Consider the following 22,782-nt stretch of genomic DNA (forward strand, 5'->3'; position numbering starts at 1 on the left):
AAGCATTGCTTCCGGTGGCGATGAACGCATGAGCGCGAAGCGATCAGGCCGGGGCGCGGGGGTGAGGGTTGTATCCGGCTGGCGCGGAAGCCTAGAGGGCCCGCGCAAGAAGGCTTCACTCAACGTTGCAACAGCTAACGCAGACATAGCCAATGAATTCGCCCCTACAAACTTTTGGTAGCGCGGAGCGAAACCCAACTTGGCGAACCACAGGCTTGCACTGAAAAACCCTCTCCCTTCAGGGAGAGGGGTGGAGAGCGGGCAGCCCTAGATCGTCCGCTTGAACTGATGCCAGCGGTGCAGCCAGGAGACTATCCAGTGCGGTGAAGCTGAACCCGTTCCGGCCAGTCGTAGCTGCGGATGATGGTTGATGACCCGGTCGAGAATGGATTCCTGTTCCGGCTCCACATCCACGAAGAAGATGTGTTCACCTTCCTTGACCTTCTCTTTCAGGTTGCGGAAGTGGGCGTTGGGTACCTGGATACCAAAGAAACCGCCTTCCCAGATGCAGAACCCAAGCACCACCACGGCAAGAAACGCGAACGGCACCCAGCCCGCTGGCGTGTCCGTCCAGCCTGCCAGCCAGGCAACCAGCAGGATCAGCGCGGCCAGCGGCACACCGATCACCGCCCCGATCTCACTCGAGTGGACGACGTCCTGCTTCATGAAGGAATTCACGTCATGGAGATGGTGTTGTTCGACATCGGCATCCTTGTCGCTCAGTACGTGGATCTGTTCCGTATTGATGCCACTGGCCTCAAGCTCGGACTCAAGGGTTTCCAGATCGTCGAGGTTGTCACTGATGTAGTAATGCCGATTCATGCCGCACCTCCGGGTTCTTGTTCGAAGTGGTCTGCCATCTCCCGCAATTGATCGCGTTATTCCGGTTGGTTATCTACGAAACATCATTGGAGCTTGATGGTTCTTTCACTTGAAAATTATAGCATTCGTGTTCTTGGGCAATCCCTGAAGCCCTTGTGACACGCGGCTTAGGGCGATGGATGACGTAGTCCGCTGATGAGGCTTGTCTAAACTGGTGATTGAACATCAGGTGTGGCAACGCCCACGTCAGGAGGTTGCTAGATGAATACCTTGACCATCAAAAGCTGGTGCAAGCCCGAGGGTGCGGAAAAGTCGATCCCGATGGGGGATCTGCATTTCCACGTCAATGACGCCGACCATCTGCGGCTGGAGGAAGCGGAAGAACGCCTGCAGCAAACCCATGAGCGGGAAATGATGATCGCCGCCGATATGGAACACATGGAATTGATCACGCCCAGCGAATGCGGTTCGCTGTCCGATCTGCAGTTCCGTGTCTATCTCAGCAGGGACGACGAGCGCGGCCAGTTCCACCTGGTGGGCCACCGTGAAAGCGATGGCAGCCTGGTGTACACCAACTCGGTGATGATCGATCAGTTGGGCTAGCCCCCGAAGGTTAAGCGCCAGACTCCGGGCCATCCTGCTCCAGCGCAGAACGTTGTTCGACCCATGCAAGATCAAGGCGGGGGTGAAGTGTCATCACCTCCGTCTTGCCATTCAGGGCAGGCGCCGAAATGGCGCGGGCCTACCTGTAAAGCATCGTGCGTCAGCGAGCGTTGAGGACTACTAGCAGCCGCTCCAGTCCCTGTGCAACTTGCACTCCGCAGGATGTGGTGGAGCAACGCGATACCCATCAGTACAAGCCCAGCGGGTGCTCAGTCCTTCGCCACCACCAGTTCCCATACAGGCAACGCCGATGCCGCCGAGAGCGGCATGCACCCACGCATCGGTGTCGTTGCACCTCTGGCGCTTATGTATTTCTCTGTGTCCGCCCCGGACTTGCACATGCAGGCTTGCAGAACCTCGATACGCCGACACATTCGCGGTACACGGCGTGAATAGGGTGGAGCTTCCAATCCCACCCATTCGAGAGGTCACAGTCATGTGGCACGTACGTTTTCTCACCACCACTGCAGCACTGGTCCTTTTCGCAGGTCTCGCCCACGCTGAAGACAAGGCCAGCCCCCCAAGCTGGCAGAATGGCATCCACCGCACCGATCTTTCGCGCCACGATCTGGAAGTTCCTGGCTACGAAGCCATTCAGGTTCGGGTGGACTTCGAGCCGGGCGTCGTGTCCCCGCGGCACTCGCATCCGGGGGCGGAGGTGGCCTATGTCATCTCGGGCACCTTCGAGTATCGACTGGAAGGTCGTGCGCCTATCGTTCTCAAGGCCGGTGAATCCCTCTTCATCCCGGCCGGCACCCCGCACGTCGCGACGAACATCGGCAAGGTGGATGCGTCGGAGCTGGCGACCTACATCGTGAACAAGGAAAAGCCGCTGCTGAAACTGGAAGAGTGACCGAGAACCTCGCCGCGCCATTCGTGGCGCGGCATGCTGGCAGCGACTGCTTCAGGCGCCCCGCTTGCGCAGATCGACGAACAGCGCCTCGACCTTCTCCCGCGCCCAGGGCGTCTTGCGCAGGAAGGTGAGGCTGGACTTGATGCTGGGGTCGCTCTTGAAACAGCGGATATCGATGCGCTTGGCCAAACCGTCCCAGCCGTAATGGTCGACCAGTTCGTTCAGCAGCTTTTCCAGGGTGATGCCGTGGAGGGGGTTGTTCGGTGTCTGGGTCATGGCGGTATTGATGTGATGGCAGGGCGAAGGCGGGCACTATGTGCGTTTCGGGCTGAAAGTAGAAGCCATTCCGAACTCGACCATGCGCCACAGCGACGCCTTCCCCCTCCTGCGGGAGGGCGGAAGGCATGCCGCATTCAGAGGGTGTAGACGAACTCCGGAGCAGGGCGCTGGCCTAGCCATTCCCGCAGCAACGCCGTGGTGCGCTCGGGTTCCTCCAGCGGCGGCAAATGCCCGCATTGCGGCAGGATTTCCAGTCGCGAACCGGCAATTCGTTCATGCATCAGATGGGCTTCGGCGACGGGTGTGAGCTGGTCTTCGGCACCCACCACGATCATCGTGGGGATGCGGATGTCCTCAAGCAGGGGCACTGAGTCGGGGCGGTCGATGATCGCTTGTTGCTGGCGGATGAAGCCTTCCTTGCCCACCGCAGCCGCCATCTGCTGCACGGTGGCGGAAACCTCGGAGTCGAGCCAGCGCGAATGGATCAGGCGCGGCATCAATTGTGGGCTGACGCCGATGAAACGTCCGCGATTGGCCAGTTCCAGCAGTCCCTGGCGAGTGGCCGCGCGCTCTGCGGAGTCGAGGCTTGCCATGGTATCGAACAGGGCCAGGCGCGACACACGCTCAGGGGCCTGGCGCAGGATTTCGAAGGCCACGTAACCGCCCATGGAGAGCGCCGCCAGGGCGAATTGGGGCGGTGACTCGTCCAGCACGCGGTGGGCCATGGCAGTGATGCTGTTGTCTCGTGTCAGGTCGGCGATCTTTACGTTCGCCTCGTCGGACAGCGCATCTGCCTGGTGCGCCCAGAGGCGATGGTCATTGAGCAGGCCCGGGAGCAGGACCAGGGAGGTTTGGATTTCATCCATAGGGCGGGGCACTTGTACGAATAGGAACGGTGATCGGAGCGGTGCCGGAGCACCCTGTTCGGCAACATGGATCAGGCTTTGCGATGGATCATGTCCACCCACAAATCCTGGCCGCAGCGCATTTCACTCACGTGAACGGCGAATTCTAGACGCTCTGCGCTTCGGATTGGCTCCGGGTGAAAGGATGCCGGGTGGATTTCGGGCGGCATTCGGCCAATCACCGCCTGCGACTGCTGACGTATCCCTTTGTATCCGATCCTCGTCCTCGCTGACTCGCTTACAAATGCGCCTTTTCACGGATACGCCGCGGATACACGGCAGCGGCCTAATAGCCGCACCCCAACGAGGTTAGCCCTGGCGCCTCGCTCCAGGGTTACTACGCCCTTGCGGCATGACCTGCGCGGCCTGGCCGCTACGCCTATCCGGAGAAACACCATGTCCCGTACCCAGATTTCAAACAAGACCCGCATTGGCCTGATCGCTGTCGCCCTGGCTGGCGGCATCAACCTGGCTTCGTCCACCGCCTTCGCTGTGGAGGCGCTGCCCCAAGGCTACCTGCTGGCCGCTGCCGACAAGGCGGGTGAAGGTAAATGTGGAGAAGGCAAGTGTGGTGCCGCCGAAGCCAGTGACAAGGGAACCCAGGCCGAAGGCAAGTGTGGCGAAGGTAAGTGTGGCGAAGGCAAATGCGGTGCCGCCGAAGCCGGCAACGCCAAAGCGGCCGAAGGCAAGTGCGGTGAAGGCAAGTGTGGCGACGCCTCCTTCGCCCGTACCGACACCGATGACGACGGCCTGGTATCGCGCAAGGAGCTCCTGACCGTGGCCCCGAACGGCGGTGCCGAATTCATTGCGATGGACACCAACAAGGACGGTTTCCTGTCCGAGGGTGAGGTCTACAAGTTCCGCAGCAACCAGTACACCTCCAACGGCAAGAAAGTCCCCACCGAGCTGTTCACCAAGATGAGCCAGGCCAAGAACTGATTCGAGGCCACTTGTCCCACCTTCCCTGTGCCCCTTGGCCAGGGAGGGCTCCACCTCACTGGAGAACTGCCATGACCACCGTTGCTTTCCCCTACGGTGCAGGCCTTGGCCTGCGTCGCGCACTGCTGCCCGAGTTGCTGGAGATGGATGCCGGTGCCGTGGACTTCCTGGAGTGCACACCCGACAACTGGATCAAGGTCGGTGGTCGCCACGGGGACGGTCTGGCGCGCCTGGCCGAGCGTTTCCCGCTGGCCTGTCACGGCCTGTCGCTGTCCCTCGGTGGCCCGGCGCCCTTGGATCGCAACCTGCTGCAGCGGACCCGCGAATTCCTCGACCAGCACAATGTCGCGTTCTTCAGCGAGCACCTGAGCTACTGCTCGGACGATGGCCAGCTCTACGACCTGTTGCCGCTGCCCTTTACCGACGAGGCGGTACGCCATGTCGCCGCGCGAATTCGCCAGACCCAGGATGCCCTGGAGCGCCGTATTGCGGTGGAGAACATTTCCTACTACGCCGCGCCCTACCAGGCGCTGCCGGAGATCGAATTCCTCTGCGCGGTACTGGAAGAAGCCGACTGCGACCTGCTGCTGGACGTCAACAACCTTTTCGTCAACTCGATCAACCACCGTTACGACGCCACGGAATACTTGGCGGCGCTGCCGGCGGAGCGGGTTGCCTACGTGCATGTGGCCGGTCATTACGACGAAGCGCCGGACCTGAAGATCGATACCCACGGCGCCACGGTGAAGGCGGATGTCTGGTCCTTGCTGGAGCAGGCCTACCAGCGTTTCGGTGCGCTGCCAACCCTGTTGGAGCGGGACTTCAACTTCCCGCCGTTGGCAGAACTGCTGACCGAGATCGAACAGATTCGTGTGCGCCAACAGGCTGTGCAGACATGGCCGGAGGTGCGCCATGCATGAGGTACTGCATGACCAATTGATGAGCATGGCGCGCTACGTGCGCGACCCGCAGCACAACGCGCCGCCGCCCGGTATCGAAGCGCGGCGGATGGCGGTTTACCGGCAGTTGTTCTTTGGCAATGTGGAGTCGCTGCTGGCCGGCGGCTTCCCCGTGCTGCGCGCCAGCCTCGGGCAAAAGCAGTGGCAGGCGCTGATCGAGTCCTTCTATGCCGATTACCGCTGCCAGACGCCCTTGTTCACCGAGATTTCCGGCGAGTTCGTCGACTATCTGGCGGAGGGCGGGGCCGATGCCCAGGGACTGCCGCCCTGGAGCGTGGAGCTGGCGCATTACGAGTGGGTGGAAGCCGCGCTGCTACTGAGCGACAGGCGCGAGCCAGCCCACGACCCGGAGGGCGACTTGCTTGACGGGGTGCCGCTGCTATCCAACCTGGCCTGGCCGTTGGCCTACCAGTGGCCGGTCAGTGAGATCGGCCCCGACTACTTACCGCATGAGGCTCCGGAGCAACCGACCCTGGTGCTGGCTCGGCGCGGAACGGACATGAACGTGCATTTCTCGCGGCTGGCGCCCCTGGCCCATGCGCTGCTCGATTCGTTGCAGGAGCGTAACTGCTCCGGCCGCGAACACTTGGAGGCACTGGCCGAGGCCATTGGCGCCAACAGCGAAACCATCCTGCCGCAGGGCCTGGCCCTGCTGGAAAACCTGCGTGCTCAGGGCGCGGTGCTCGGCACCCGTAGCTGACGTGCGTTTCGATGCCGGATCGCTCCGGCATTTCCTCACCTGTGGAGATTCAGTGATGACCGCAATTCTGGAAAAAACCCTCTATGTCGCACAGACCCGGACCACCGGCGGCCGCGATGGCCGCGGTAAGTCTTCCGATGGTGAACTGGATGTTCACCTGAGCCCGCCCGGTTCGGGACGGCCGGGGACCAACCCCGAGCAGCTCCTGGCCGTTGGCTGGTCCGCCTGTTTCATCGGGGCACTGCGTCGCGCTGGCCAGAGCCTGGCGATCCCGCTGCCGGACGACGTAGCGGTGGCGGCCGATATTGCCCTGGGCAACTCCACCGACGGTGGCTTCGCCCTGGCGGCGAAACTGACCGTGGAGCTGCCGGGATTGGCAACCGAGGACAAGGCCCGGCTGGTGGACGCAGCGCACCAGCTTTGCCCGTACTCCAAGGCCACCCGGGGGAACATCGAGGTGACCTTCGACATTCCCTGATCAGTTCCTGCCAATACGAAAATCCCGCGCGCCTGGATAGGTGCGCGGGCTTTTTATTGTCTGGTGGAACGCTTGTCTTCGACCAACGGGTCGTCGTCCGTCTCAACCTGTGCGTCTTCCGTAGGATGGGTGGAGCAACGCGATACCCATCAACTCTGCCGATGGGTTTCGCTCCGCTCAACCGCATCCTACGTACAGCCACTCGGCGCCCCCATCGTGTTACAGGTGCGAAAAAACCCGCGCATCCTTTGGAATGCGCGGGATTTGTGTTTCTGAACGGGTCAGGCTTTCCTGCGGAGCAGCAAGGCATCCAGGCTGAATTTCCCGGCGCCCTTGAGCAGCAGAGGCATTGCGGCCACCAGGTAGATCAGCGGCAGCTTGTAGTTGCCAAAGCCCTTGTCGCTGATGGAGTACCCCAGGGCGAGTTCCGACAGGCTTGACCACTGCGCCGGCCAGTGCACGGCGGCGATGGCCACCAGGGTCAAGATCATCAGCACCAGGGTGGCGAAGCGCGTACCGAGACCGAGCAGCAAGAGCACGGGGGCGATCAGCTCGGCCCACATCGACACCTGCCAGTTGACGGTGGCGGGAATCTGGTCGAAGGGGAAGGGGAACGCCGAATTGATCTGTTCGAACCAGTTTGCACCGTTCCACTTTTCCAGGCCGGATTCGAAGAATTCCCAGGCGAGGAACAGGCGCAGGGGAATGTCGGCGCTCCAGGCACCCAGGCGGTCGAGTTGCTGGCAGGCGTGCTTGAGCGGGGCGAAGGCGAGGTGGGTCACGGGCGGGCTCCTTTGAACTGAGCGCGACCGCGGGATGCTGTCGCTGCTTCTGTGCCCATGCTGGCAAGGGGGCTTGTCCCGCATGTGTCCGCTGCGGCCCGTCGTGTATCGCTGTGTACGGCGCCTCAGGCCGTGGCGCCGAGCTCCAGCTGTGCGCACAGGCCACCGCCCTCACGGTTGCGCAGGGTCAGGCGGGCGCCCAGGGCCTGGCTCAGCTGCAGGGCGATAGCCAGGCCCAGGCCTGTGCCGCCGGTGCTGCGGTTGCGCGAGCTTTCCACTCGGTAGAAGGGCTTGAATACCTCCTCCAGTTCCTCTTCGGCGATGCCCGGTCCGTTGTCCTGCACCTGTACCTGTACGGTGCCCTGTACATCGCGTTGCACAACCAGTTGGGCATCGCCGCCAAACTTCAGGGCATTGTCGATCAGGTTGCTGAGCACCCGGCGCAGGGCATGGGGGCGGGTTTCCAGTTGCATCCCGCTGCTGCCGCTCAGGCTCACTGCCTGGCCGCTGTCCTGGTAGTCGCAGACCAGGCTGTCGAGGAAGGCGTCGAGGTCGATTCGGCACAGGGCTTCGCTGGCGCCGTCCATGCTGCGCGCATAGGCCACGCCTTCGCGCACGAGGTGCTGCATCTCATTGAGGTCGCTCCACAACTTGTCTCGTTCCTGCGAGGCATCCATCTGCTCGACGCGCAGCTTCATGCGGGTAATGGGGGTTTGCAGGTCGTGGGAAATGGCCGCCAGCAGCTGCATACGTTCCTTCAGGTAGGTGCCGATACGCCCCTGCAGCGCATTGAAGGCGCGGGCGGCGTAGGCCACTTCGTCCGGACCGCGCTCGTCGAGTTCCGGGCCGGGCGCGTCGGGGTCGAGGTGGTCGACTGCCTCTGCCAGGCGAGTCAGCGGGCGAATGGCCGTGCGCACCGCCAGCCAGGTACAGACCAGAAGTAACACCAGTTGCAGGACCAGGACCACCGGCAGCCACTGGGCCACCGGGATCGGCCCGGGCGTGACATCCACCGTCAGTGGCCGACCATCGCTCAACACCAGGTGGGCCTGGAAGTGCGGGGTCGGTCCGGGAATGTTCTCGAAGCGCAGTGCGTAGCGTTGGCCTATGGCCCGTTCGATGGAGACCGCCGCCATGTGTGCCTGGTTCATGTCCATGGGCACGCCCGGCACGCCCTCATCGAGGCGATAACGGTAGTTGCGCCGTTCCAGCAGCGACAGCCAGGTGGCGCGTTCGTCCGCCGGCAGCCGGTCGATCAGCGCCACGGCGGTGCTCACGTCATATTCCAGGTTGCCCAGCATCACGTTGCGCCCGGTCTGGTAGCGCTCGTAGAACTGCGAGGCGAAGGACAGTCCGTAGGCCAGTAACAGGCCGCTGAGAAAGATCAGCGCCAGGCGCGCCGCCAGGGTGCGCGGCCAGTGGGGCAGGCTCATCACGCGGTCGGCTCGATCAGTTGCACGGGCAGTGCGAAGACATAGCCTTCACTGCGCACCGTCTTGATGCAGGCCGGCTCGCGGGCATCGTCCTGCAGGCGCTGGCGCAGGCGGCTCACCAGCAGGTCGATGGAACGGTCGAAGACATCCGCTTCGCGGCCCTGGGTCAGGTTGAGCAGTTGCTCGCGGCTGAGCACGCGCTGGGGGTGGTCGAGAAAGACCCGCAGCAGGCGGTATTCGGCGCCGCTCAGGGCCACCAGCGTACCTTCTGCGTCCAGTAGGTGGCGCTGGGTGGTATCCAGGCGCCATTTGCCGAAACCGATCAGCCGGCTGCTTTCGCTGATCTGCAGGTTCGGCGGCAGCATGCGGGTACGGCGCAGCACAGCGTTGATCCGCGCCAGCAGCTCGCGGGCGGAGAAGGGTTTGGTCAGGTAGTCGTCGGCGCCCATTTCCAGACCGATGATGCGATCGGTCTCCTCGTTGCGCGCGGTCAGCATCAGCACCGGCGTCGCCTTGTGCTTGCTGACGCGCAGTTCGCGACACAGGCGCAGGCCATCGTCGCCGGGCATCATGATGTCAAGGACGATCAGGTCGACCGCGTTGCCCTCGAGGAAGGTACGCATCTGCCGACCATCCGCCGCCAGGCTGACGCGCAAGCCGCTCTTCTTCAGGTAGTTGCCAACCAGCTCGCGGATTTCCCGGTCGTCGTCAACGACGAGGATGTGATCGACATGGTCCATGAAAAAACCTCGCTGATGGCTATTCGACGCCTAGTGTATCGGGCCTTTCCGCGCTTGCCCGCTGTCCTTTGTATTTCACTGTATCCAGCGTCGCACCGATACCTGTGCTTGCAAAAAGGGCCTGCGTATCCCTTTGTATCCGCAGCCCTCGCTGATACCTGACAGCGCAATCCCGAGCGACGCTGGACACATCGGCGATACCTCCCACCGATGAAATGGGTACCCAGCGGATGACTGGTTACATCCGCCCCCATTACTCAATTGGTCGGGAGATCAGCATGAAACTCGCATCCCTGGGCACCGCTTTTTTGCTGGCTGCCACTTTCAACATTGTCAGTCTTGCGGCGCACGCCGCCGAGCGCGTCGCTCCAGAGCCATATCGCTACGGTATGCATCTGGATATCAACAAAGTCGTGTCGCTGCGCGAGGCGCCATCCGCTCTCTGCCAGGTGGTCGATGCGCGCATGGACTACCTGGACTCCAAGGGCCGGCTGCAGAGCCTGGAGTACCGCAAGCATTCCAATGCCTGCGGCAATGAAAACTGACACGCGACTCCCGATCCTGCGCCAGCCCGGTGACTGCCGGGCGCCAATGCTACCGAGGTGCCTATGCTGCTCGTTGCCTTTATTGGTGGGGTGCTGACCCTGTTCAGCCCCTGCGTGCTTCCTGTTCTGCCCTTGTTGTTTTCCCGTGCCGGCGGTCCAGCCTGGTCGCCGTTACTGACGCTGGCTGGCCTGGCTTCCGGTTTCGCCGTACTGGCCAGCTTGGCGGTGGTTTCCAGTGAATGGGTCATCGACGCCAGCCAATGGGGACGCTACGTTGCCCTGGTGTTGCTGGCTGCCTCTGCGGCGGCCTTGCTTTCCACGCGAGTCGGCACCTGGCTGTCGCGCCCCTGGCTATGGCTGGGCGATCGGCTGCAAGGCGATGCCCGCAGCTTGCCGCCAGTGCTTTCGGCCTGGCTGATGGGCTTTGCCGCCGGTCTGCTCTGGGCGCCCTGCGCCGGCCCCATCCTGGGCCTGATCCTGTCCGGTGCCATGCTCAACGGGGCCAGTGCCTCCACCAGCCTGCTGCTGCTCAGCTACGGCCTTGGCGGCGCCCTGGCGATGGGAGGGCTGATCTTCGTTGGGCGTGGAGTGTTCCAGCGGACGAAGCTGTCGCTGGGTGCTGTGGAGTGGCTGCGTCGCGGTGCTGGTGCCGTGGCTTTGTTGGCGGTGGTCGGCATTGCCAGTGGCACCAGCGACCAGCTTTCCGGAGTGGGGTCCTCACGGCTGGCGGCCGAGCTCGAACGCAAGGTGATCGACGGCGTGCCTGCCGTACTGGAAAGCCTGGTGGGCAGCGCACGGGCCGACAGCATCGAGCAGTTGCCGGACCTGGGCGCGATGCCGTCGCTTCAAGGTGCGACCCAGTGGCTCAACGGCCCGCCGCTCAGCAACGAACAATTGCTCGGCAAGGTGGTGCTGGTGGACTTCTGGACCTTCGACTGCATCAACTGCCGGAACAGCCTGCCCTATGTGAACCAGTGGGCCGCGCGCTACGCCGACAAGGGACTGGTGGTGATTGGTGTGCACACACCCGAATACCCCTTCGAACGGAAAATCGACAACGTTCGCGAGGCAATCGATCGCCTGGGCGTCAAGCATCCGGTGGCCGTCGACAACCAGTACCGCATCTGGAACGCGTTCACCAACCAGTACTGGCCGGCACATTACTTCATCGACGCCAACGGACGGGTACGTCACCTGCACATCGGTGAGGGGGATTACGAAGGCCAGGAAGCGATCATCCAGAAGCTTCTGCAGGAGCGAGCGGACGCGGGGAAGGCCGCGAGCTGATCCACTCCAGTCGCGCGCGGCTGATGGAGGCGCCGTGCAACACCTGGTGATGAAGGGGTTTTGGAAGGATCTGTCCGAGATGGTAGGTTCTTCCACCCCCTCCATGACCGAAGGACGACATCCATGCGCCCGACAGGAATGTGCCGCGCACAGATTTTCTCGCTCGCCCTTGCGGCTTCACTCTGCGGCCAGACGATGGCGCAGGACGCGCCGGAGGCCATCGACGCCAGCGTGGAACAAGCCGCCCGCCAGGTGATGCAGCAGTACGGCATTCCGGGCCTGGCCATCGGCGTCATCGCCCACGGCGAGCGGCGCTTCTACAACTACGGCGTGACATCCAAGGCCACCCGGCAGGCCGTCACCGGCGACACGCTGTTCGAGGTCGGCTCCATCAGCAAGACCTTGACCGTGACGCTCGCCACTTATGCCGCGGCCGAAGGCAAGTTGTCGTTCACCGACAACCCGAGCCGCTACCTGCCAGCGCTCAAGGGCAGCCAGCTGGAGCAGGTGACGCTGGTCAATCTCGCCACCCACACCGCCGGTGGCTTTCCGTTGCAATTGCCCGATGAAGTCCGCAATGAAGGCCAGTTGATGGACTATTACAACGCCTGGCAGCCGCAGTTCGCCCCGGGCACCCACCGGACGTATGCCAACCCGAGCATCGGACTGTTGGGGGTGGTTGCCGCCAGGAGCCTGGGCGTGCCCTACGCCCAGGCGATGGAGCGCGACCTGCTGCCGAAGCTCGGCATGGGCAACACCTGGATCGACGTGCCTGCCAGTGCGATGCCGCGTTACGCGCAGGGCTACGACAAGGAAGATGCCCCGGTGCGGGTGAATCCGGCGATGCTGGCGGCGGAGGCTTATGGGGTGAAGACCAGCAGCAAGGACCTGCTGCATTTCGTCGAAGCCAATCTGGGCCTGGCAGCGATGGAAGATGCTTCCTTGCAGCAGGCGATCGACGCCACCCGCACCGGTTACTACAGGTTGGGTGCCATGACCCAGGCCCTGATCTGGGAGCAGTACGACTACCCGGTGGCCCTGCACACGCTGCTGGAAGGCAATGCCAGCCGGATGGCCCTTGAAAGCCATGCCGTCACGGCCATTACGCCGCCCCTGGCGCCGCAACAGGCCGTCTGGGTCAACAAGACCGGCTCGACCAATGGCTTCGGCGCCTACGTGGCCTTCGTGCCGGAGAAGAAATTCGGCATCGTACTGTTGGCCAACAAGAACTACCCGAACGAGGAAAGGGTGAAACTGGCTTACCGCATCCTCGGTGAGCTGGACGCGCATCAGTAGGCTGGGTAGAGGAACGAAACCCAACGGGCGGGGCTGCCGCCCCCGGGGAAGTCCAGCGTGGACGATTGATGGGGTTCTGGCCGGACTGCGCGTTGGGCTTCGCGGTGCTCAGCCACAACTCCGCGTGGCCTGCGGGTTTCTGTTTGGCTATGTCTGCGTTAGCTGTTGCGAGAGATTGACCATAGGGCCAAGTGCTTTGTAGGAGCTGGCTTGCCAGCGAAACGGGGCCATTCGCTGGCAAGCCAGCTCCTACAGGCAATGCGGCTGCCAGACATAGCCTTCTGTTTCGCCCTCCCGGCCTCCTGAAGGGGTATTTTGCGCGGTTTCAGATTCTCTGCCCGGGATCAGCTCGGTTCAGGCGTCAGGACTGTCTGTCGCTCGCCGGAGCGAGTCACCCCTCGCCCGCTTGCGGGAGAGGGGCGGGGGAGAGGGCAACATCCAGCAGCTGGGAGCCAGGAGTGTCAGTGTCTTCCCCGCTAATCCGTGAAGAACCTTCTTCATGCCTTCAGGCGATTACCATTTGCCGGTGCTCATGCCGCCGTCCACGGCCAGCACGACGCCGGTGGTGAAGTCGGCCTTGGCCAGGTACAGCACGGCATCGGCGATTTCCTGAACGGTGCCCACACGGCCGGACGGCGCCAGGTTGTTGAGGAAGTCGCGGGCGGCCGGGTCGTGCATCGGGGTGTCGATGATGCCAGGGGCGACCGCGTTCACCTGAATGTTATGCGGCGACAGTTCCAGGGCCAGGGCCCGGGTCAGTTGGTTGACGCCACCCTTGATCAGCACCGGCAGGGCAGCGGGTACATTGATGTTCGGCTGCAGGGCCACCGCTGCTGAGATGTTCACGATGTGCCCGCCACCCTGTAGCTGCATGTGTGCGGCGGCTACCTGGGAGGTGTAGACCACGCCCTTGAGGTTGGTATCCAGCAGGTTTTCCAGGTCTTCCGGGGTGTAGTCGACGAAGGGTTTCGGTAAGAAGAAGCCGGCGTTGTTGACCAGCACTTCGACACTACCAAAGGCTTCGATTGCCGCGGCGAAGGCCTTGCGAGCGGTAGCCGGATCGGCCACGTCACCGGCGACGCCAATGAAGCTGGCGGGATTGCCCAGGCTGGCGGCGGCTTCCTGCAGGCGCTCGACGGAACGGGCGGTACCGACGACGTTGTAACCGTTGTCGATGAAGGCCTTGGCTAGGCCGAGGCCAATGCCGCTGGATGCGCCGGTGATGATTGCGGTTTTCTTGCTCATGGGGTGTTCCTCGCGGAGATAGTCAGGGGCTTCTTTCAGCGGATCAGGGAAGTTCACCGCTGGTGAGGAGGACTATATTCATGCGCTCGATGTCGAAAAATCCGCTTTGCCTTGTTTCAGTTGATACCTGATGTAATCAATCCGGTGTGGTTGAACGCGTAGCGCTAGCGGGGGGAATAGCATCAGCTGACCGATTTGTACGGCCCTGTATCCAGAGGGCAGGCGGCTACACGAGCATGCAAAGCCGCGATGGGGTGACACATGCGGGGCATCAACGCCGTCGAGACTGAGCACGACCATCGCTGTTTCGGTGGTCAAGCACGATGCCTTCTACCTCGGCGAGATGAAATCGATGAAAACCCTGAAAAGCGTCCTGAGTTCCATAGCCTTCTCCCTGGCCGGCGTTGCCGTCCACACCAATGCCGCTACCGAGAATCACCGCAATTCGAGCGGCGTCTGCTTTCAACTGACTCCGCTCGGCAGCCGGAAGGCATTGCCGGAATCGGACCGGGGTGATTACGCCAGTGGTCCGCTCGAGGTTTCAGTCCAGCGCGCGCAGGGCTGACGTCGGAGCCTCGCGAGGGCCCCATAGCACCGCAACGACTGATATCAGGTATGCCTGACCGGCTTGAGGAATGCCCTCGTGGGGAGGGCCACCCGGCGGACGCCGGGTGGGGGAGGGAGGCGGGGAGGTCACCCAGGTTGGTTCTTTCGGTACTCGGTGGTGGTCATTCCCGCGTAGCCCCAGTTATCGGTGTCCACCTCCTCGATGACGATGTGCGTGAGATCAGGACGTTTGCCCAGCACGCGCTGCAGGGTGTCGGTGATTTCCGCGATGACCTGGGCCTTTTGCTCCCGGGTAACCCCATCACGAGTGATACGAACGCTAACGAACGGCATCTGGAACCTCCTTGGAGGGTTGGATTGGTGAAACCAGGGCAGGAGAACGACTCCGCCCCGAGTTCGGTACGCCGCCACCGGCCCATTCGCCTGCGGGGCTCCACTCAGTCCGACGCCAAACGGAAAGCGCCGGCAGCGGCTGTTTGGAACGAACTATATTTGTGTCTGTTTGCGCGATAAATGTAGGCTCGGATACTTCAGTTGATACCCGGTGTAATGAATCGTGAAGCGCCACTTTGATGACATCCAACTTGGCAGCATCGAGCTCTTCTGTCTTGCAGCAGAAGAGGGCAGCTTCACGGCCGCGGCGCTCGCTGCAGGGGTTACGCCAGCGGCCGTGAGCCGTTCGATTTCTAGGCTGGAAGAGCGCCTGGGAACGCGTCTGTTCATGAGGACGACGCGCAGTATTCGCCTTACTGAGAGTGGCCGCGCCTACTTCGAGCAGTGCCGGCAGGCGCTGACCCAACTGGTGGAAGCCGAGCGCGAAGTGATGGGCAAGCAGCTCGAACCGGCCGGTGAGCTGCGAATCAGCATTCCCACGACCTATGGCCACCACCGCATCCTCCCCCTGCTGTCGCGCTTCAGGGAGCGCCATCCTGGTGTGAGGATCGATGTTCACCTGAGTAACCGGAACATCGACTTCGTCGGAGAGGGTTACGACCTGGCGATCCGTGTGCGCGCCCAGCCCGATTCAACGCTGATTGCCCGCCATCTCGAAGACGCGCGGTTGGTCGTGATTGCCGCGCCGGAATACCTGGCCAGGGCTGGCACGCCTACCTCCCTGGACGACCTTGCCGAGCACGATTGCATCCAGTACGAGCTACCGAGCAGCGGGCGCCGTATCTCCTGGCTATTCACCGACAACCGCAAGGAGTGCGAGATTCTCGCCACAGGTAACTATTGCTGTTCGGACGATGTGCTGGGCGGGGTGACCCTGGCCCGGCATGGCGCCGGTCTGTTCCAGACTTACCGCTTCATTGTCCAGAAGGAGCTGGAGGAGGGCAGTCTGGTTGAGGTTCTGCCGGAGTTCGGCGGGCGCTCCCGTCCCTTCACCCTGCTGTATCCCCATGGCCGCCACATGCCGCTTCGCCTGCGCGCATTCATCGACTTCCTGATGGAGTGCAAGCGGGAATGGAAGGTTTGAATCAGCGAGACGCCCGGCAGTTCTTCAGGCCCTGGAATTGCGGGTCAGGCGATTAAGTCCGCCTATGAGGACTAGAGCAGTCCATCATCTAGCTAAATCAATTCGACGCTTGGCTCGCAACACCCTCAAAGCCCTTGATATCCGGAGAGATATCGATGCTGCGGCAACGTCATCCGAGTTGCGCGAACGGGCATGCCCGCATGGTTTTCACAATCCTTGTCTACTATCAATGCCATTTCCAAAACCTATTGGCTGGGTCGCAAAGTGGATTCCAAGCTGAATAGAGTGATTGGCTGAAGACAAGAAGAGGAGATAAGTATGTCAAGCGAAGCAAAGTGCCCGTTCTCTGGCAAAAATGTGATCGCAGGTGTGATTCCATCAAATGCGGATTGGTGGCCCAACCAACTGAACCTCAAGATCCTTCATCAGCACTCGGCCGAATCCAACCCATTGGGTGCTGAGTTCGACTACGCCGAAGCATTCAAGACCCTCGACCTCGACGCGGTGATCAAGGACCTCCACGCGTTGATGACCGATTCCCAGGAGTGGTGGCCGGCTGACTACGGCCACTATGGCCCAATGTTCATTCGTATGGCCTGGCACGCCGCCGGCACCTATCGCATCGCCGACGGACGTGGTGGCGCGGGCACCGGCAACCAGCGTTTTGCGCCGCTCAACAGCTGGCCGGACAACGGCAACCTGGACAAGGCGCGCCGCCTGCTCTGGCCGATCAAGCAGAAGTACGGCAACAAGCTGTCCTGGGGCGACCTGCTGGTTCTCACTGGGAACGTCGCGCTGGAATCCATGGGCTTCAAGACCTTCGGCTTCGGCGGCGGTCGTGCGGACATCTTCGAGCCGGAGGACGATGTTTATTGGGGCGCCGAGCAAGAGTGGCTGGCCACCAGCGACAAGCCCAACAGCCGCTATTCCGGCAATCGGGAACTGGCAAACCCTCTGGCCGCCGTGCAGATGGGCCTGATCTACGTGAACCCGCAAGGCCCGGACGGCAACCCCGACCCGGTGGCCTCAGCGAGCGATGTTCGTGAAACCTTCGCCCGCATGGCCATGAATGATGAAGAGACCGTAGCCCTGACGGTCGGTGGACATACCTTCGGCAAATGCCACGGCGCCGGTGATGCGGCCAACGTCGGACCGGAGCCGGAAGCCGCCCCGATCGAAGAGTTGGGGCTGGGCTGGCGGAACGCGTTCGGCACCGGCAAGGGGGGCGACGCAATCACCAGCGGCCTTGAAGGCGCCTGGACCCCTACGCCCACCAAGTGGGACAACAGTTACCTGGAAACCCTGTTCGGCTACGAGTGGGAGCTGACCAAGAGCCCGGCAGGCGCCCATCAGTGGAAACCCGTTGGCACCAGCGGGGATGGCACCGTGCCGGACGCCCATGACCCGAGCAAGCGCCATGCGCCGATGATGACCACCGCCGACATGGGCATGCGCATGGACCCGGTCTACGAGAAAATCTCCCGGCGCTACAAGGACAATCCGAAGGAACTGGAAGACGCCTTCGCCCGTGCCTGGTTCAAACTGACCCACCGCGACATGGGGCCGCGCAGCCGCTACCTCGGCCCGCTGGTACCGAAAGAAGAACTGATCTGGCAAGACCCGGTCCCCGCCGTTGACCATCCTCTGGTCAATGAGCAGGACGTCGCTACGTTGAAGGCAAAGATCGCCGCGACAGGGTTGTCCGTTTCCCAGCTGGTCAGCACGGCCTGGGCGGCAGCGGCTTCCTTCCGTGGCAGCGACAAGCGCGGCGGCGCCAACGGTGCGCGCATTCGCCTCGCACCGCAAAAGGACTGGGAAGTGAACCAGCCGGCTGAGGTGGCGAAGGTCATCGCGGCACTGGAAGGCGTCCAGAAAGACTTCAACGCCTCCGGCAAGAAAGTCTCGCTCGCCGACCTGATCGTTCTGGCTGGCGGCGTAGGCGTTGAAGCCGCCGCGAAGAAGGCTGGCGTCGATGTGACCGTTCCCTTCGCACCGGGCCGTACTGATGCCTCGCAAGCGCAGACCGATGTGGAGTCCTTCGCACCGCTGGAGCCGCTCGCCGATGGCTTCCGCAACTTCGCCAAGAAGGGATATGAAGGCTCGGCGGCCGAGATGATGGTGGACAAGGCGCAATTGCTGAAGCTGAGCGCCCCCGAGATGACTGTTCTTGTGGGTGGCCTGCGTGTCCTTGGCGCCAACTACGGCAAGGCGCAGCACGGTGTGTTCACCAAGCAGCCTGAAACGCTGACCAATGACTTCTTCGTGAACCTGCTGGACATGAGCACGAAGTGGCAGCGTTCCGCATCCGATGCGAATGTGTTGGAAGGGCGTGACCGGACCAGCGGTGATCTCAAATGGACAGCCACTGTGGCCGACCTGGTCTTTGGTTCCAACTCCCAGCTTCGGGCGATTGCGGAGATCTACGCCAGTAGCGACTCGCCGCAGAAGTTCGTTACTGACTTCGTCGCCGCCTGGACCAAGGTGATGAACCTGGACCGCTATGACCTGAAGTGACGACAACGGCAAGGCCCTGGCGGGCCTGCCTGCTCTGAACACCACGCCGCCGACATGACATTCCTGTCGGCGGCGTGGCGTTTCAGGAAGGCGTCAAGTTCAGTGGGTGAACTCAGGCCGCGCCGTGGCTCATCAGCTCGCGGATGCCGCTGCGGGCGTTGGCCTCGGCGGCCAATTGGCGCTCTTCGGCACTGGCGTAGTGGCGGTCCCAGGCCAGCACCTTGGGCGTCATCAGCTTGTGCCAGAGCGGCGGGATCATCGCGACGATGATGGTGGTCAGGTAGCCACCGATCATCATCGGCGCGTCCGCGAAGGGTTTCAGGTCCTGGTAGGGCACCTCGCCCTGGGCATGATGGTGGGAGTGGCGGGTGAGGTTGAACATCGCCCAGGAACTGATGCGCTTGTTGGTGTTCCAGGAATGGCGTGGCTGCACTGGCGTTGCCGGGTTGCGCACCATGCCGTAGTGCTCCATGTAGTTGACGATCTCCAGCAGCGCCTTGCCCCACAACGCACAGGCGGTGAAGAACAGCGCGGCTACCGGACCACCAATGGCATAGGCGGCCAGCACCAGCAACAGGCTCATCAGGTGGCCGCGGATTACCGCGTTACGCCAGCCGAGCAGGAGATGGCCTTTGCGCGCCAGGCGCTTCCGCTCGATCTGCCAGGCGCTGAGGTTACCCTTGAGCGTCGAGGCGAGGATGTGAAAGTAGACATTGCGGCCGCGCGGCGCGGTGGCCGGGTCCTCGCGAGTGGACACGTAGCGGTGGTGACCGTAGACATGCTCGATCGAGAAGATGGTGTCGAAGCTGAAGGCCAGCAGCCAGCGGCCGACCAGCATGGAAACCGGGTCCCAGGTGCGGTGCGTCAGCTCATGGGCGGTGATGGTGCCGACCATGCCGATCATCAGGCCAGTGATGATCCAGGTGGAAAGGTAATGGCCGACGAAGGTGGCGTCCCGCGCGGCGATGAGGTCGTAGCCGGTCAGCTGGCTCAGCATCTCGCCGAAGCCGAACAGGTCGCCGCTGCTGACGCTCCACACCGCACAGAACACGATGAAGGCCAGTAGCGGCAGCGCCAGCCAGAGCTGCACGGTCAGAATGCCGGGATAGTTGAACCGCGGGGTGCTGATGTCGTCGCCACAGACAGCGTCTCCGATCAGGTAGATCACCAGCACCGCCACCAGGCCGAAGGTGATCCAGGCGCCGCCGGCGAGAATTGCAACGGCCGCCAGCAGGCCAATGGCATGGAAGAGGAAGTACTTGAGGTAGTGCAGGGCGTTCATGGTCGTCTCTCTTGTTGTTTTGAAGGCGGTCAGGCCGACGTGGGCAGCACGTCTTGCAGGGTGGTGAATCGGTCGGCGTGAATGTGTTCGCGAGCCACTCCGGCGTCGCGCAACAGCGTGATCGCGCTGTCGATCATGGCCGGTGGTCCGCACAGGTAGGCATGGGCGCCAGGCGTGAGCAGCGCAGGTATCTGCGCCGTCACCAGACCGCGCTCGCCTCGCCAGGAGGCATCGGCAGCAGCTTCCGACAGCACCGGTACGAAACTGAATGACCCGCGCCATTGCGCGGCAATGGCACTGATGTCCTCCAGGGCATAGAGATCACGCGCCTGGCGGGCACCGAACAGCAGCGTGACGGGGCGCGAAACACCATTGGCCAGGGCGTCCTGCAACATCGCCAGCAGTGGTGCCAGGCCGCTACCGCCGGCAATCAGCAGCAAGGGTGCATCCGCCGCTCGCAAGTGGAAATCGCCCAAGGGACCTTCCAAGGTCACGCTGTGGCCGAGCAGGGGACGGTCGTTGACCAGACCGGTAAACACCCCACCAGGCACCCTGCGTACGAAGAAGCTCACCTGGGCATTCGGCTGTGCGGGACTGGCAAAGGAGAAGCTGCGGCGCAATTGCGGCAGGCTGTCGAGGCTGAGGTCGGCGTACTGACCGGCGCGGTACGCCAGGCGTTCTTCCAGTTGGATGACCAGCCGGGTGATGTCGTGGGTCAGCCTGTCCTGCGCCACCACCTTCCCGCGCACTTGGCGCCTGCTCTGCTGGCGCGCGAGGTCCACTTCGATGTGTACATCCCCCCGAGGCACGCTTTGGCAGGCGAGGATGTAGCCGGCGTCCAGCTCTGCATCGGAAAGGATATAGCCCGTCTCGGTCAGTTCACGCACGCTGCCCGACACCAGCTTGCACTTGCAGCTGGCGCAACCGCCGACACGGCAGCTGTAGGGAAAGTCGATGCCATGGCGCAGGGCGGCCTGCAGCAGCGTCTCTTTCGGGGCAACCCCGACGCTGACCCCGTTGATCAAAGCAGTGGTTGGGCGATGCCGGGTAAAGAGAGAAAACATGCGTCCTCCTGTTCTAGTTATTGGCGTAGAGGTTCGGGACGCTGAAATCCTATGGCGGAGATGAGGTGGGCAGAGAGAGCCCGGATTGACATTCAGGGGGTCATTAATTGACATTCTGGCGCCAAGCCAGATCACGAGAGCCCGCTGCGCCCATGTCCGACTTCCTGCTCCCCGTGCACTACCTGCGACAGATTGCCGAACAGCTGCGGGTGATGGGCACGGACCCGGTCGACTGGCTGCTCCAGTGCGGTGTCGAACCACGGCAACTGGATGACTTGGGCTACCAGCCAGGCTTGCCGTTGTTCTGCCGGCTTATCGAACACGCACTGGACCTGACCGACGAACCCGCATTTGGCCTCCTGTTGGGCGAGCGACTGGGGATCAACACCCACGGCATCCTGGGCTACGCGGCCCTGCAGAGCGAATCGCTGCGCCAGGCGATCCAGCTCGTGGAGCGCTACCTCGCGGTGCGCACCACACTCGTGACGCTCAGGCATGAACATGACGAAGCGGCGCAACTGGAACACATCCAGTTCGTTCCCAGCTATCCGCTCGGCGCCATCCAGCGGACCGTGCTGGAGGCGGTGATGCTGGCCATCAAGAACGTTTTCGACACCATCACGCCCGGCAGCGCACGGGTCAATCAGGTCAACTTCCCGTTACCGGCGACGGATTACGCGGACCTGGCCAGCGCAATGTTCAATTGCCCGGTTGCCTATGCGCAGCCCTGGGCAGGCTTCACCTTAGACTCCGCCCTGCTGGACCTCCCGCTGCGCATGGCCGACCCGGTCGCCTTCCGTGAGGCCGAGCAGATCTGCCAGCGCGAGCTGATGAAGCTCAGCGAGAAGACGTCCCTCACCGCGCGCATCCGCCGGCTAATGCTGGAAAAGCAAAACGGTTTCCCCAGCCTGGAGGTGACGGCCCGTCTGTTCCACATGACCCCACGCACCCTCCACCGTCATCTGCTGGACGAAGGCACGACTTTCAAGCTGATTCTCGAAGACGTCCGGCGTACCTTGGCGGTGGAGCACTTGAAGGCCGGGCGCCTGACAGTGCAAGAGATCGCTTACTCACTGGGCTACAACGATGTGGCCAACTTCCGGCGAGCGTTCAAACGCTGGGAGGGCGTGCCGCCCACCGCGTTCAGGTGAGTGTGATTCGCCGCAAACCGCCGGTGATGACGTGTCACGAAAGCGTCCTGGGTTCCTGTCTTCTATCACCGACGTCCCGATGGCGCCGCACTCCGGTTTCGTAAAAAATACGGCCACGCAGAACGGCGGTCCTGAGCGGGCCTCCGTGGTCGCTTCCCTCTATCGAGATATCCATGCCTTGCATTCCCAGTTCCCTCTTTCGTTACCAACACGGCGGCGAGGTTCAGCCATGAGTGGTGCTGCCATCGAGCTGGTGCAAACCGGCCCGGAACACGCCGAGTTGATCCGCAACCTGTACCAGTTCTATGCCTACGAGTCTTCCGACTGGGAGCAGGAAGACGTGGAGGTCGACGGTCGCTTCTACATCCACGAGGAGCATCTGGCGCGCTATTGGCAAGAGCCGCAATGGAGCGCCAACCTGATCCTGGTCGATGGCTTCATTGCCGGGTTCCTGCTGATCGAGCGCAGCGAGTTGCCGGGCCTTGATGCCCTGGAACTGGCCGACCTGTTCATCCTCAAGAAGTACCGCCGATTGGGTGTCGGGCGAGCCGTGGCGACCCAGGTGCTGACGGGCGGGCAGGGTGCCTGGCTGGTGCGTTTCTATGGCCAGGATGAAACGGCGCTGGCGTTCTGGCGCGCCGTGCTGGATGAACTGCCTTGTCCCGTACGTGCCATCGAGCCGGAAGACGACTCCCAGCTGCTGAGCTTCCTGGTGACGCCAGTGACCCATTGAGAGGATCGCCCGCCAAACTTGTTCGGCAGGATCATTCGACTGTCATTTTCGATCATTGAGCCCGGGCG

Annotated in this window: 24 protein-coding genes; 14 read left to right on the plus strand and 10 right to left on the minus strand. The window is 62.6% G+C overall.

Annotated elements, in window-relative coordinates:
* Positions 1-267: 267 nt before the first annotated feature.
* Positions 268-822 carry a magnesium transporter gene (locus AAHM40_RS24800; RefSeq protein WP_342247058.1) on the minus strand — a complete coding sequence of 185 codons (555 nt, stop codon included), beginning with the start codon at positions 820-822 and terminating at the stop codon, positions 268-270.
* Between the two features lie 261 nt (positions 823-1,083).
* Here AAHM40_RS24800 and AAHM40_RS24805 point away from each other — a divergent pair, with 261 nt between their 5' ends.
* Positions 1,084-1,425 carry a hypothetical protein gene (locus AAHM40_RS24805; protein WP_342247059.1) on the plus strand — a complete coding sequence of 114 codons (342 nt, stop codon included), beginning with the start codon at positions 1,084-1,086 and terminating at the stop codon, positions 1,423-1,425.
* Between the two features lie 496 nt (positions 1,426-1,921).
* On the plus strand, positions 1,922-2,338 hold the full coding sequence (locus tag AAHM40_RS24810) for a cupin domain-containing protein (RefSeq protein WP_342247060.1): 417 nt from the start codon (positions 1,922-1,924) through the stop codon (positions 2,336-2,338).
* Positions 2,339-2,389: 51 nt separating this feature from the next.
* Here the strand turns inward: AAHM40_RS24810 and AAHM40_RS24815 are convergent, their stop codons facing one another.
* Complete coding sequence (locus AAHM40_RS24815) at positions 2,390-2,614, minus strand: VF530 family protein (RefSeq protein WP_028628272.1); 225 nt, start codon at positions 2,612-2,614, stop codon at positions 2,390-2,392.
* Positions 2,615-2,751: 137 nt separating this feature from the next.
* Positions 2,752-3,483: an alpha/beta fold hydrolase gene (locus AAHM40_RS24820; protein ID WP_342247061.1), complete on the minus strand. Its 732-nt coding sequence runs from the start codon at positions 3,481-3,483 to the stop codon at positions 2,752-2,754.
* 435 nt (positions 3,484-3,918) lie between these two features.
* On the opposite strand from AAHM40_RS24820, the gene AAHM40_RS24825 reads away from it, so the two are divergent.
* The 4 genes from AAHM40_RS24825 to AAHM40_RS24840 all read left to right on the plus strand — a co-directional run bounded on the left by AAHM40_RS24825 (position 3,919) and on the right by AAHM40_RS24840 (position 6,598).
* Positions 3,919-4,461 (plus strand): HvfA family oxazolone/thioamide-modified RiPP metallophore, encoded by a 543-nt coding sequence (locus AAHM40_RS24825; protein WP_342247062.1) that lies wholly within the window; start codon positions 3,919-3,921, stop codon positions 4,459-4,461.
* A gap of 71 nt (positions 4,462-4,532) precedes the next feature.
* A complete protein-coding gene (locus AAHM40_RS24830) occupies positions 4,533-5,381 on the plus strand; it encodes an HvfB family MNIO-type RiPP peptide maturase (RefSeq protein ID WP_342247063.1) in 849 nt (282 codons plus the stop codon).
* Positions 5,374-6,120, plus strand: a complete 747-nt coding sequence (locus AAHM40_RS24835; protein WP_342247064.1) for an HvfC family RiPP maturation protein — start codon at positions 5,374-5,376, stop codon at positions 6,118-6,120. The genes AAHM40_RS24830 and AAHM40_RS24835 overlap by 8 nt, the downstream gene beginning before the upstream one ends.
* Positions 6,121-6,175: 55 nt before the next feature.
* Positions 6,176-6,598: an organic hydroperoxide resistance protein gene (locus AAHM40_RS24840; protein WP_342247065.1), complete on the plus strand. Its 423-nt coding sequence runs from the start codon at positions 6,176-6,178 to the stop codon at positions 6,596-6,598.
* 281 nt (positions 6,599-6,879) lie between these two features.
* Here AAHM40_RS24840 and AAHM40_RS24845 read toward each other — a convergent pair whose 3' ends face one another.
* From AAHM40_RS24845 to AAHM40_RS24855, 3 genes are all read right to left on the minus strand, one after another.
* Positions 6,880-7,380 carry an HvfX family Cu-binding RiPP maturation protein gene (locus AAHM40_RS24845; protein ID WP_342247066.1) on the minus strand — a complete coding sequence of 167 codons (501 nt, stop codon included), beginning with the start codon at positions 7,378-7,380 and terminating at the stop codon, positions 6,880-6,882.
* A gap of 125 nt (positions 7,381-7,505) precedes the next feature.
* Entirely contained in the window at positions 7,506-8,813 is a 1,308-nt protein-coding gene (locus AAHM40_RS24850) for a HAMP domain-containing sensor histidine kinase (RefSeq protein ID WP_342247067.1), read from the minus strand.
* Entirely contained in the window at positions 8,813-9,553 is a 741-nt protein-coding gene (locus AAHM40_RS24855) for a response regulator (RefSeq protein WP_342247068.1), read from the minus strand. The genes AAHM40_RS24850 and AAHM40_RS24855 overlap by 1 nt, the downstream gene beginning before the upstream one ends.
* Before the next feature lie 278 nt (positions 9,554-9,831).
* Here AAHM40_RS24855 and AAHM40_RS24860 point away from each other — a divergent pair, with 278 nt between their 5' ends.
* The 3 genes from AAHM40_RS24860 (at position 9,832) to ampC (ending at position 12,681) form a co-directional block, all read left to right on the plus strand.
* Complete coding sequence (locus AAHM40_RS24860; protein WP_342247069.1) at positions 9,832-10,098, plus strand: DUF2790 domain-containing protein; 267 nt, start codon at positions 9,832-9,834, stop codon at positions 10,096-10,098.
* Between the two features lie 63 nt (positions 10,099-10,161).
* Positions 10,162-11,385, plus strand: a complete 1,224-nt coding sequence (locus AAHM40_RS24865) for a cytochrome c biogenesis protein DipZ (RefSeq protein ID WP_342247070.1) — start codon at positions 10,162-10,164, stop codon at positions 11,383-11,385.
* Between the two features lie 123 nt (positions 11,386-11,508).
* Positions 11,509-12,681 carry a class C beta-lactamase gene (gene ampC / locus AAHM40_RS24870; protein ID WP_446731620.1) on the plus strand — a complete coding sequence of 391 codons (1,173 nt, stop codon included), beginning with the start codon at positions 11,509-11,511 and terminating at the stop codon, positions 12,679-12,681.
* A 513-nt stretch (positions 12,682-13,194) separates the two neighbouring features.
* Here the strand turns inward: ampC and AAHM40_RS24875 are convergent.
* Positions 13,195-13,926, minus strand: a complete 732-nt coding sequence (locus AAHM40_RS24875) for an SDR family NAD(P)-dependent oxidoreductase (protein ID WP_342247071.1) — start codon at positions 13,924-13,926, stop codon at positions 13,195-13,197.
* A 310-nt stretch (positions 13,927-14,236) separates the two neighbouring features.
* Between AAHM40_RS24875 and AAHM40_RS24880 the strand changes: the two genes are divergently transcribed.
* The gene (locus tag AAHM40_RS24880) at positions 14,237-14,491 is read left to right on the plus strand and encodes a hypothetical protein (protein WP_342247072.1); all 255 of its coding nucleotides are present in this window, start codon (positions 14,237-14,239) and stop codon (positions 14,489-14,491) included.
* Between the two features lie 128 nt (positions 14,492-14,619).
* Here the strand turns inward: AAHM40_RS24880 and AAHM40_RS24885 are convergent, their stop codons facing one another.
* The gene (locus AAHM40_RS24885; RefSeq protein WP_271407487.1) at positions 14,620-14,826 is read right to left on the minus strand and encodes a tautomerase family protein; all 207 of its coding nucleotides are present in this window, start codon (positions 14,824-14,826) and stop codon (positions 14,620-14,622) included.
* Between the two features lie 223 nt (positions 14,827-15,049).
* On the opposite strand from AAHM40_RS24885, the gene AAHM40_RS24890 reads away from it, so the two are divergent.
* On the plus strand, positions 15,050-15,970 hold the full coding sequence (locus AAHM40_RS24890) for a LysR family transcriptional regulator (protein WP_342247073.1): 921 nt from the start codon (positions 15,050-15,052) through the stop codon (positions 15,968-15,970).
* Between the two features lie 318 nt (positions 15,971-16,288).
* A complete protein-coding gene (gene katG / locus AAHM40_RS24895; protein WP_342247074.1) occupies positions 16,289-18,484 on the plus strand; it encodes a catalase/peroxidase HPI in 2,196 nt (731 codons plus the stop codon).
* A 112-nt stretch (positions 18,485-18,596) separates the two neighbouring features.
* On the opposite strand, the gene AAHM40_RS24900 is transcribed toward katG, so the two are convergent.
* Together AAHM40_RS24900 and AAHM40_RS24905 are read right to left on the minus strand one after the other, a co-directional pair.
* Positions 18,597-19,766, minus strand: coding sequence for an alkane 1-monooxygenase (locus AAHM40_RS24900; protein ID WP_342247075.1), 1,170 nt, complete (start codon positions 19,764-19,766; stop codon positions 18,597-18,599).
* 29 nt (positions 19,767-19,795) lie between these two features.
* Positions 19,796-20,830 (minus strand): 2Fe-2S iron-sulfur cluster binding domain-containing protein, encoded by a 1,035-nt coding sequence (locus AAHM40_RS24905; protein WP_342247076.1) that lies wholly within the window; start codon positions 20,828-20,830, stop codon positions 19,796-19,798.
* A gap of 152 nt (positions 20,831-20,982) precedes the next feature.
* Here AAHM40_RS24905 and AAHM40_RS24910 point away from each other — a divergent pair, with 152 nt between their 5' ends.
* Positions 20,983-21,981 carry an AraC family transcriptional regulator gene (locus tag AAHM40_RS24910; RefSeq protein ID WP_342247077.1) on the plus strand — a complete coding sequence of 333 codons (999 nt, stop codon included), beginning with the start codon at positions 20,983-20,985 and terminating at the stop codon, positions 21,979-21,981.
* 229 nt (positions 21,982-22,210) lie between these two features.
* Positions 22,211-22,714 (plus strand): GNAT family N-acetyltransferase, encoded by a 504-nt coding sequence (locus tag AAHM40_RS24915; protein ID WP_342247078.1) that lies wholly within the window; start codon positions 22,211-22,213, stop codon positions 22,712-22,714.
* Positions 22,715-22,782 lie beyond the last annotated feature (68 nt).

Source organism: Pseudomonas sp. OTU5201 (assembly GCF_038440135.1).
Lineage (GTDB): Bacteria > Pseudomonadota > Gammaproteobacteria > Pseudomonadales > Pseudomonadaceae > Metapseudomonas > Metapseudomonas resinovorans.

Coding starts and splice junctions, on each gene's coding strand:
- AAHM40_RS24905 (WP_342247076.1), bottom strand. CDS start 20,830: ATGTTTTCTCTCTTTACCCGGCATCGCCCAACCACTGCTTTGATCAAC.
- AAHM40_RS24860 (WP_342247069.1), top strand. CDS start 9,832: ATGAAACTCGCATCCCTGGGCACCGCTTTTTTGCTGGCTGCCACTTTC.
- AAHM40_RS24915 (WP_342247078.1), top strand. CDS start 22,211: ATGAGTGGTGCTGCCATCGAGCTGGTGCAAACCGGCCCGGAACACGCC.
- AAHM40_RS24900 (WP_342247075.1), bottom strand. CDS start 19,766: ATGAACGCCCTGCACTACCTCAAGTACTTCCTCTTCCATGCCATTGGC.
- AAHM40_RS24865 (WP_342247070.1), top strand. CDS start 10,162: ATGCTGCTCGTTGCCTTTATTGGTGGGGTGCTGACCCTGTTCAGCCCC.
- AAHM40_RS24855 (WP_342247068.1), bottom strand. CDS start 9,553: ATGGACCATGTCGATCACATCCTCGTCGTTGACGACGACCGGGAAATC.
- katG (WP_342247074.1), top strand. CDS start 16,289: ATGTCAAGCGAAGCAAAGTGCCCGTTCTCTGGCAAAAATGTGATCGCA.
- AAHM40_RS24805 (WP_342247059.1), top strand. CDS start 1,084: ATGAATACCTTGACCATCAAAAGCTGGTGCAAGCCCGAGGGTGCGGAA.
- AAHM40_RS24825 (WP_342247062.1), top strand. CDS start 3,919: ATGTCCCGTACCCAGATTTCAAACAAGACCCGCATTGGCCTGATCGCT.
- AAHM40_RS24840 (WP_342247065.1), top strand. CDS start 6,176: ATGACCGCAATTCTGGAAAAAACCCTCTATGTCGCACAGACCCGGACC.
- ampC (WP_446731620.1), top strand. CDS start 11,509: ATGCGCCCGACAGGAATGTGCCGCGCACAGATTTTCTCGCTCGCCCTT.
- AAHM40_RS24820 (WP_342247061.1), bottom strand. CDS start 3,483: ATGGATGAAATCCAAACCTCCCTGGTCCTGCTCCCGGGCCTGCTCAAT.
- AAHM40_RS24815 (WP_028628272.1), bottom strand. CDS start 2,614: ATGACCCAGACACCGAACAACCCCCTCCACGGCATCACCCTGGAAAAG.
- AAHM40_RS24830 (WP_342247063.1), top strand. CDS start 4,533: ATGACCACCGTTGCTTTCCCCTACGGTGCAGGCCTTGGCCTGCGTCGC.
- AAHM40_RS24850 (WP_342247067.1), bottom strand. CDS start 8,813: ATGAGCCTGCCCCACTGGCCGCGCACCCTGGCGGCGCGCCTGGCGCTG.
- AAHM40_RS24800 (WP_342247058.1), bottom strand. CDS start 822: ATGAATCGGCATTACTACATCAGTGACAACCTCGACGATCTGGAAACC.
- AAHM40_RS24910 (WP_342247077.1), top strand. CDS start 20,983: ATGTCCGACTTCCTGCTCCCCGTGCACTACCTGCGACAGATTGCCGAA.
- AAHM40_RS24885 (WP_271407487.1), bottom strand. CDS start 14,826: ATGCCGTTCGTTAGCGTTCGTATCACTCGTGATGGGGTTACCCGGGAG.
- AAHM40_RS24810 (WP_342247060.1), top strand. CDS start 1,922: ATGTGGCACGTACGTTTTCTCACCACCACTGCAGCACTGGTCCTTTTC.
- AAHM40_RS24835 (WP_342247064.1), top strand. CDS start 5,374: ATGCATGAGGTACTGCATGACCAATTGATGAGCATGGCGCGCTACGTG.
- AAHM40_RS24875 (WP_342247071.1), bottom strand. CDS start 13,926: ATGAGCAAGAAAACCGCAATCATCACCGGCGCATCCAGCGGCATTGGC.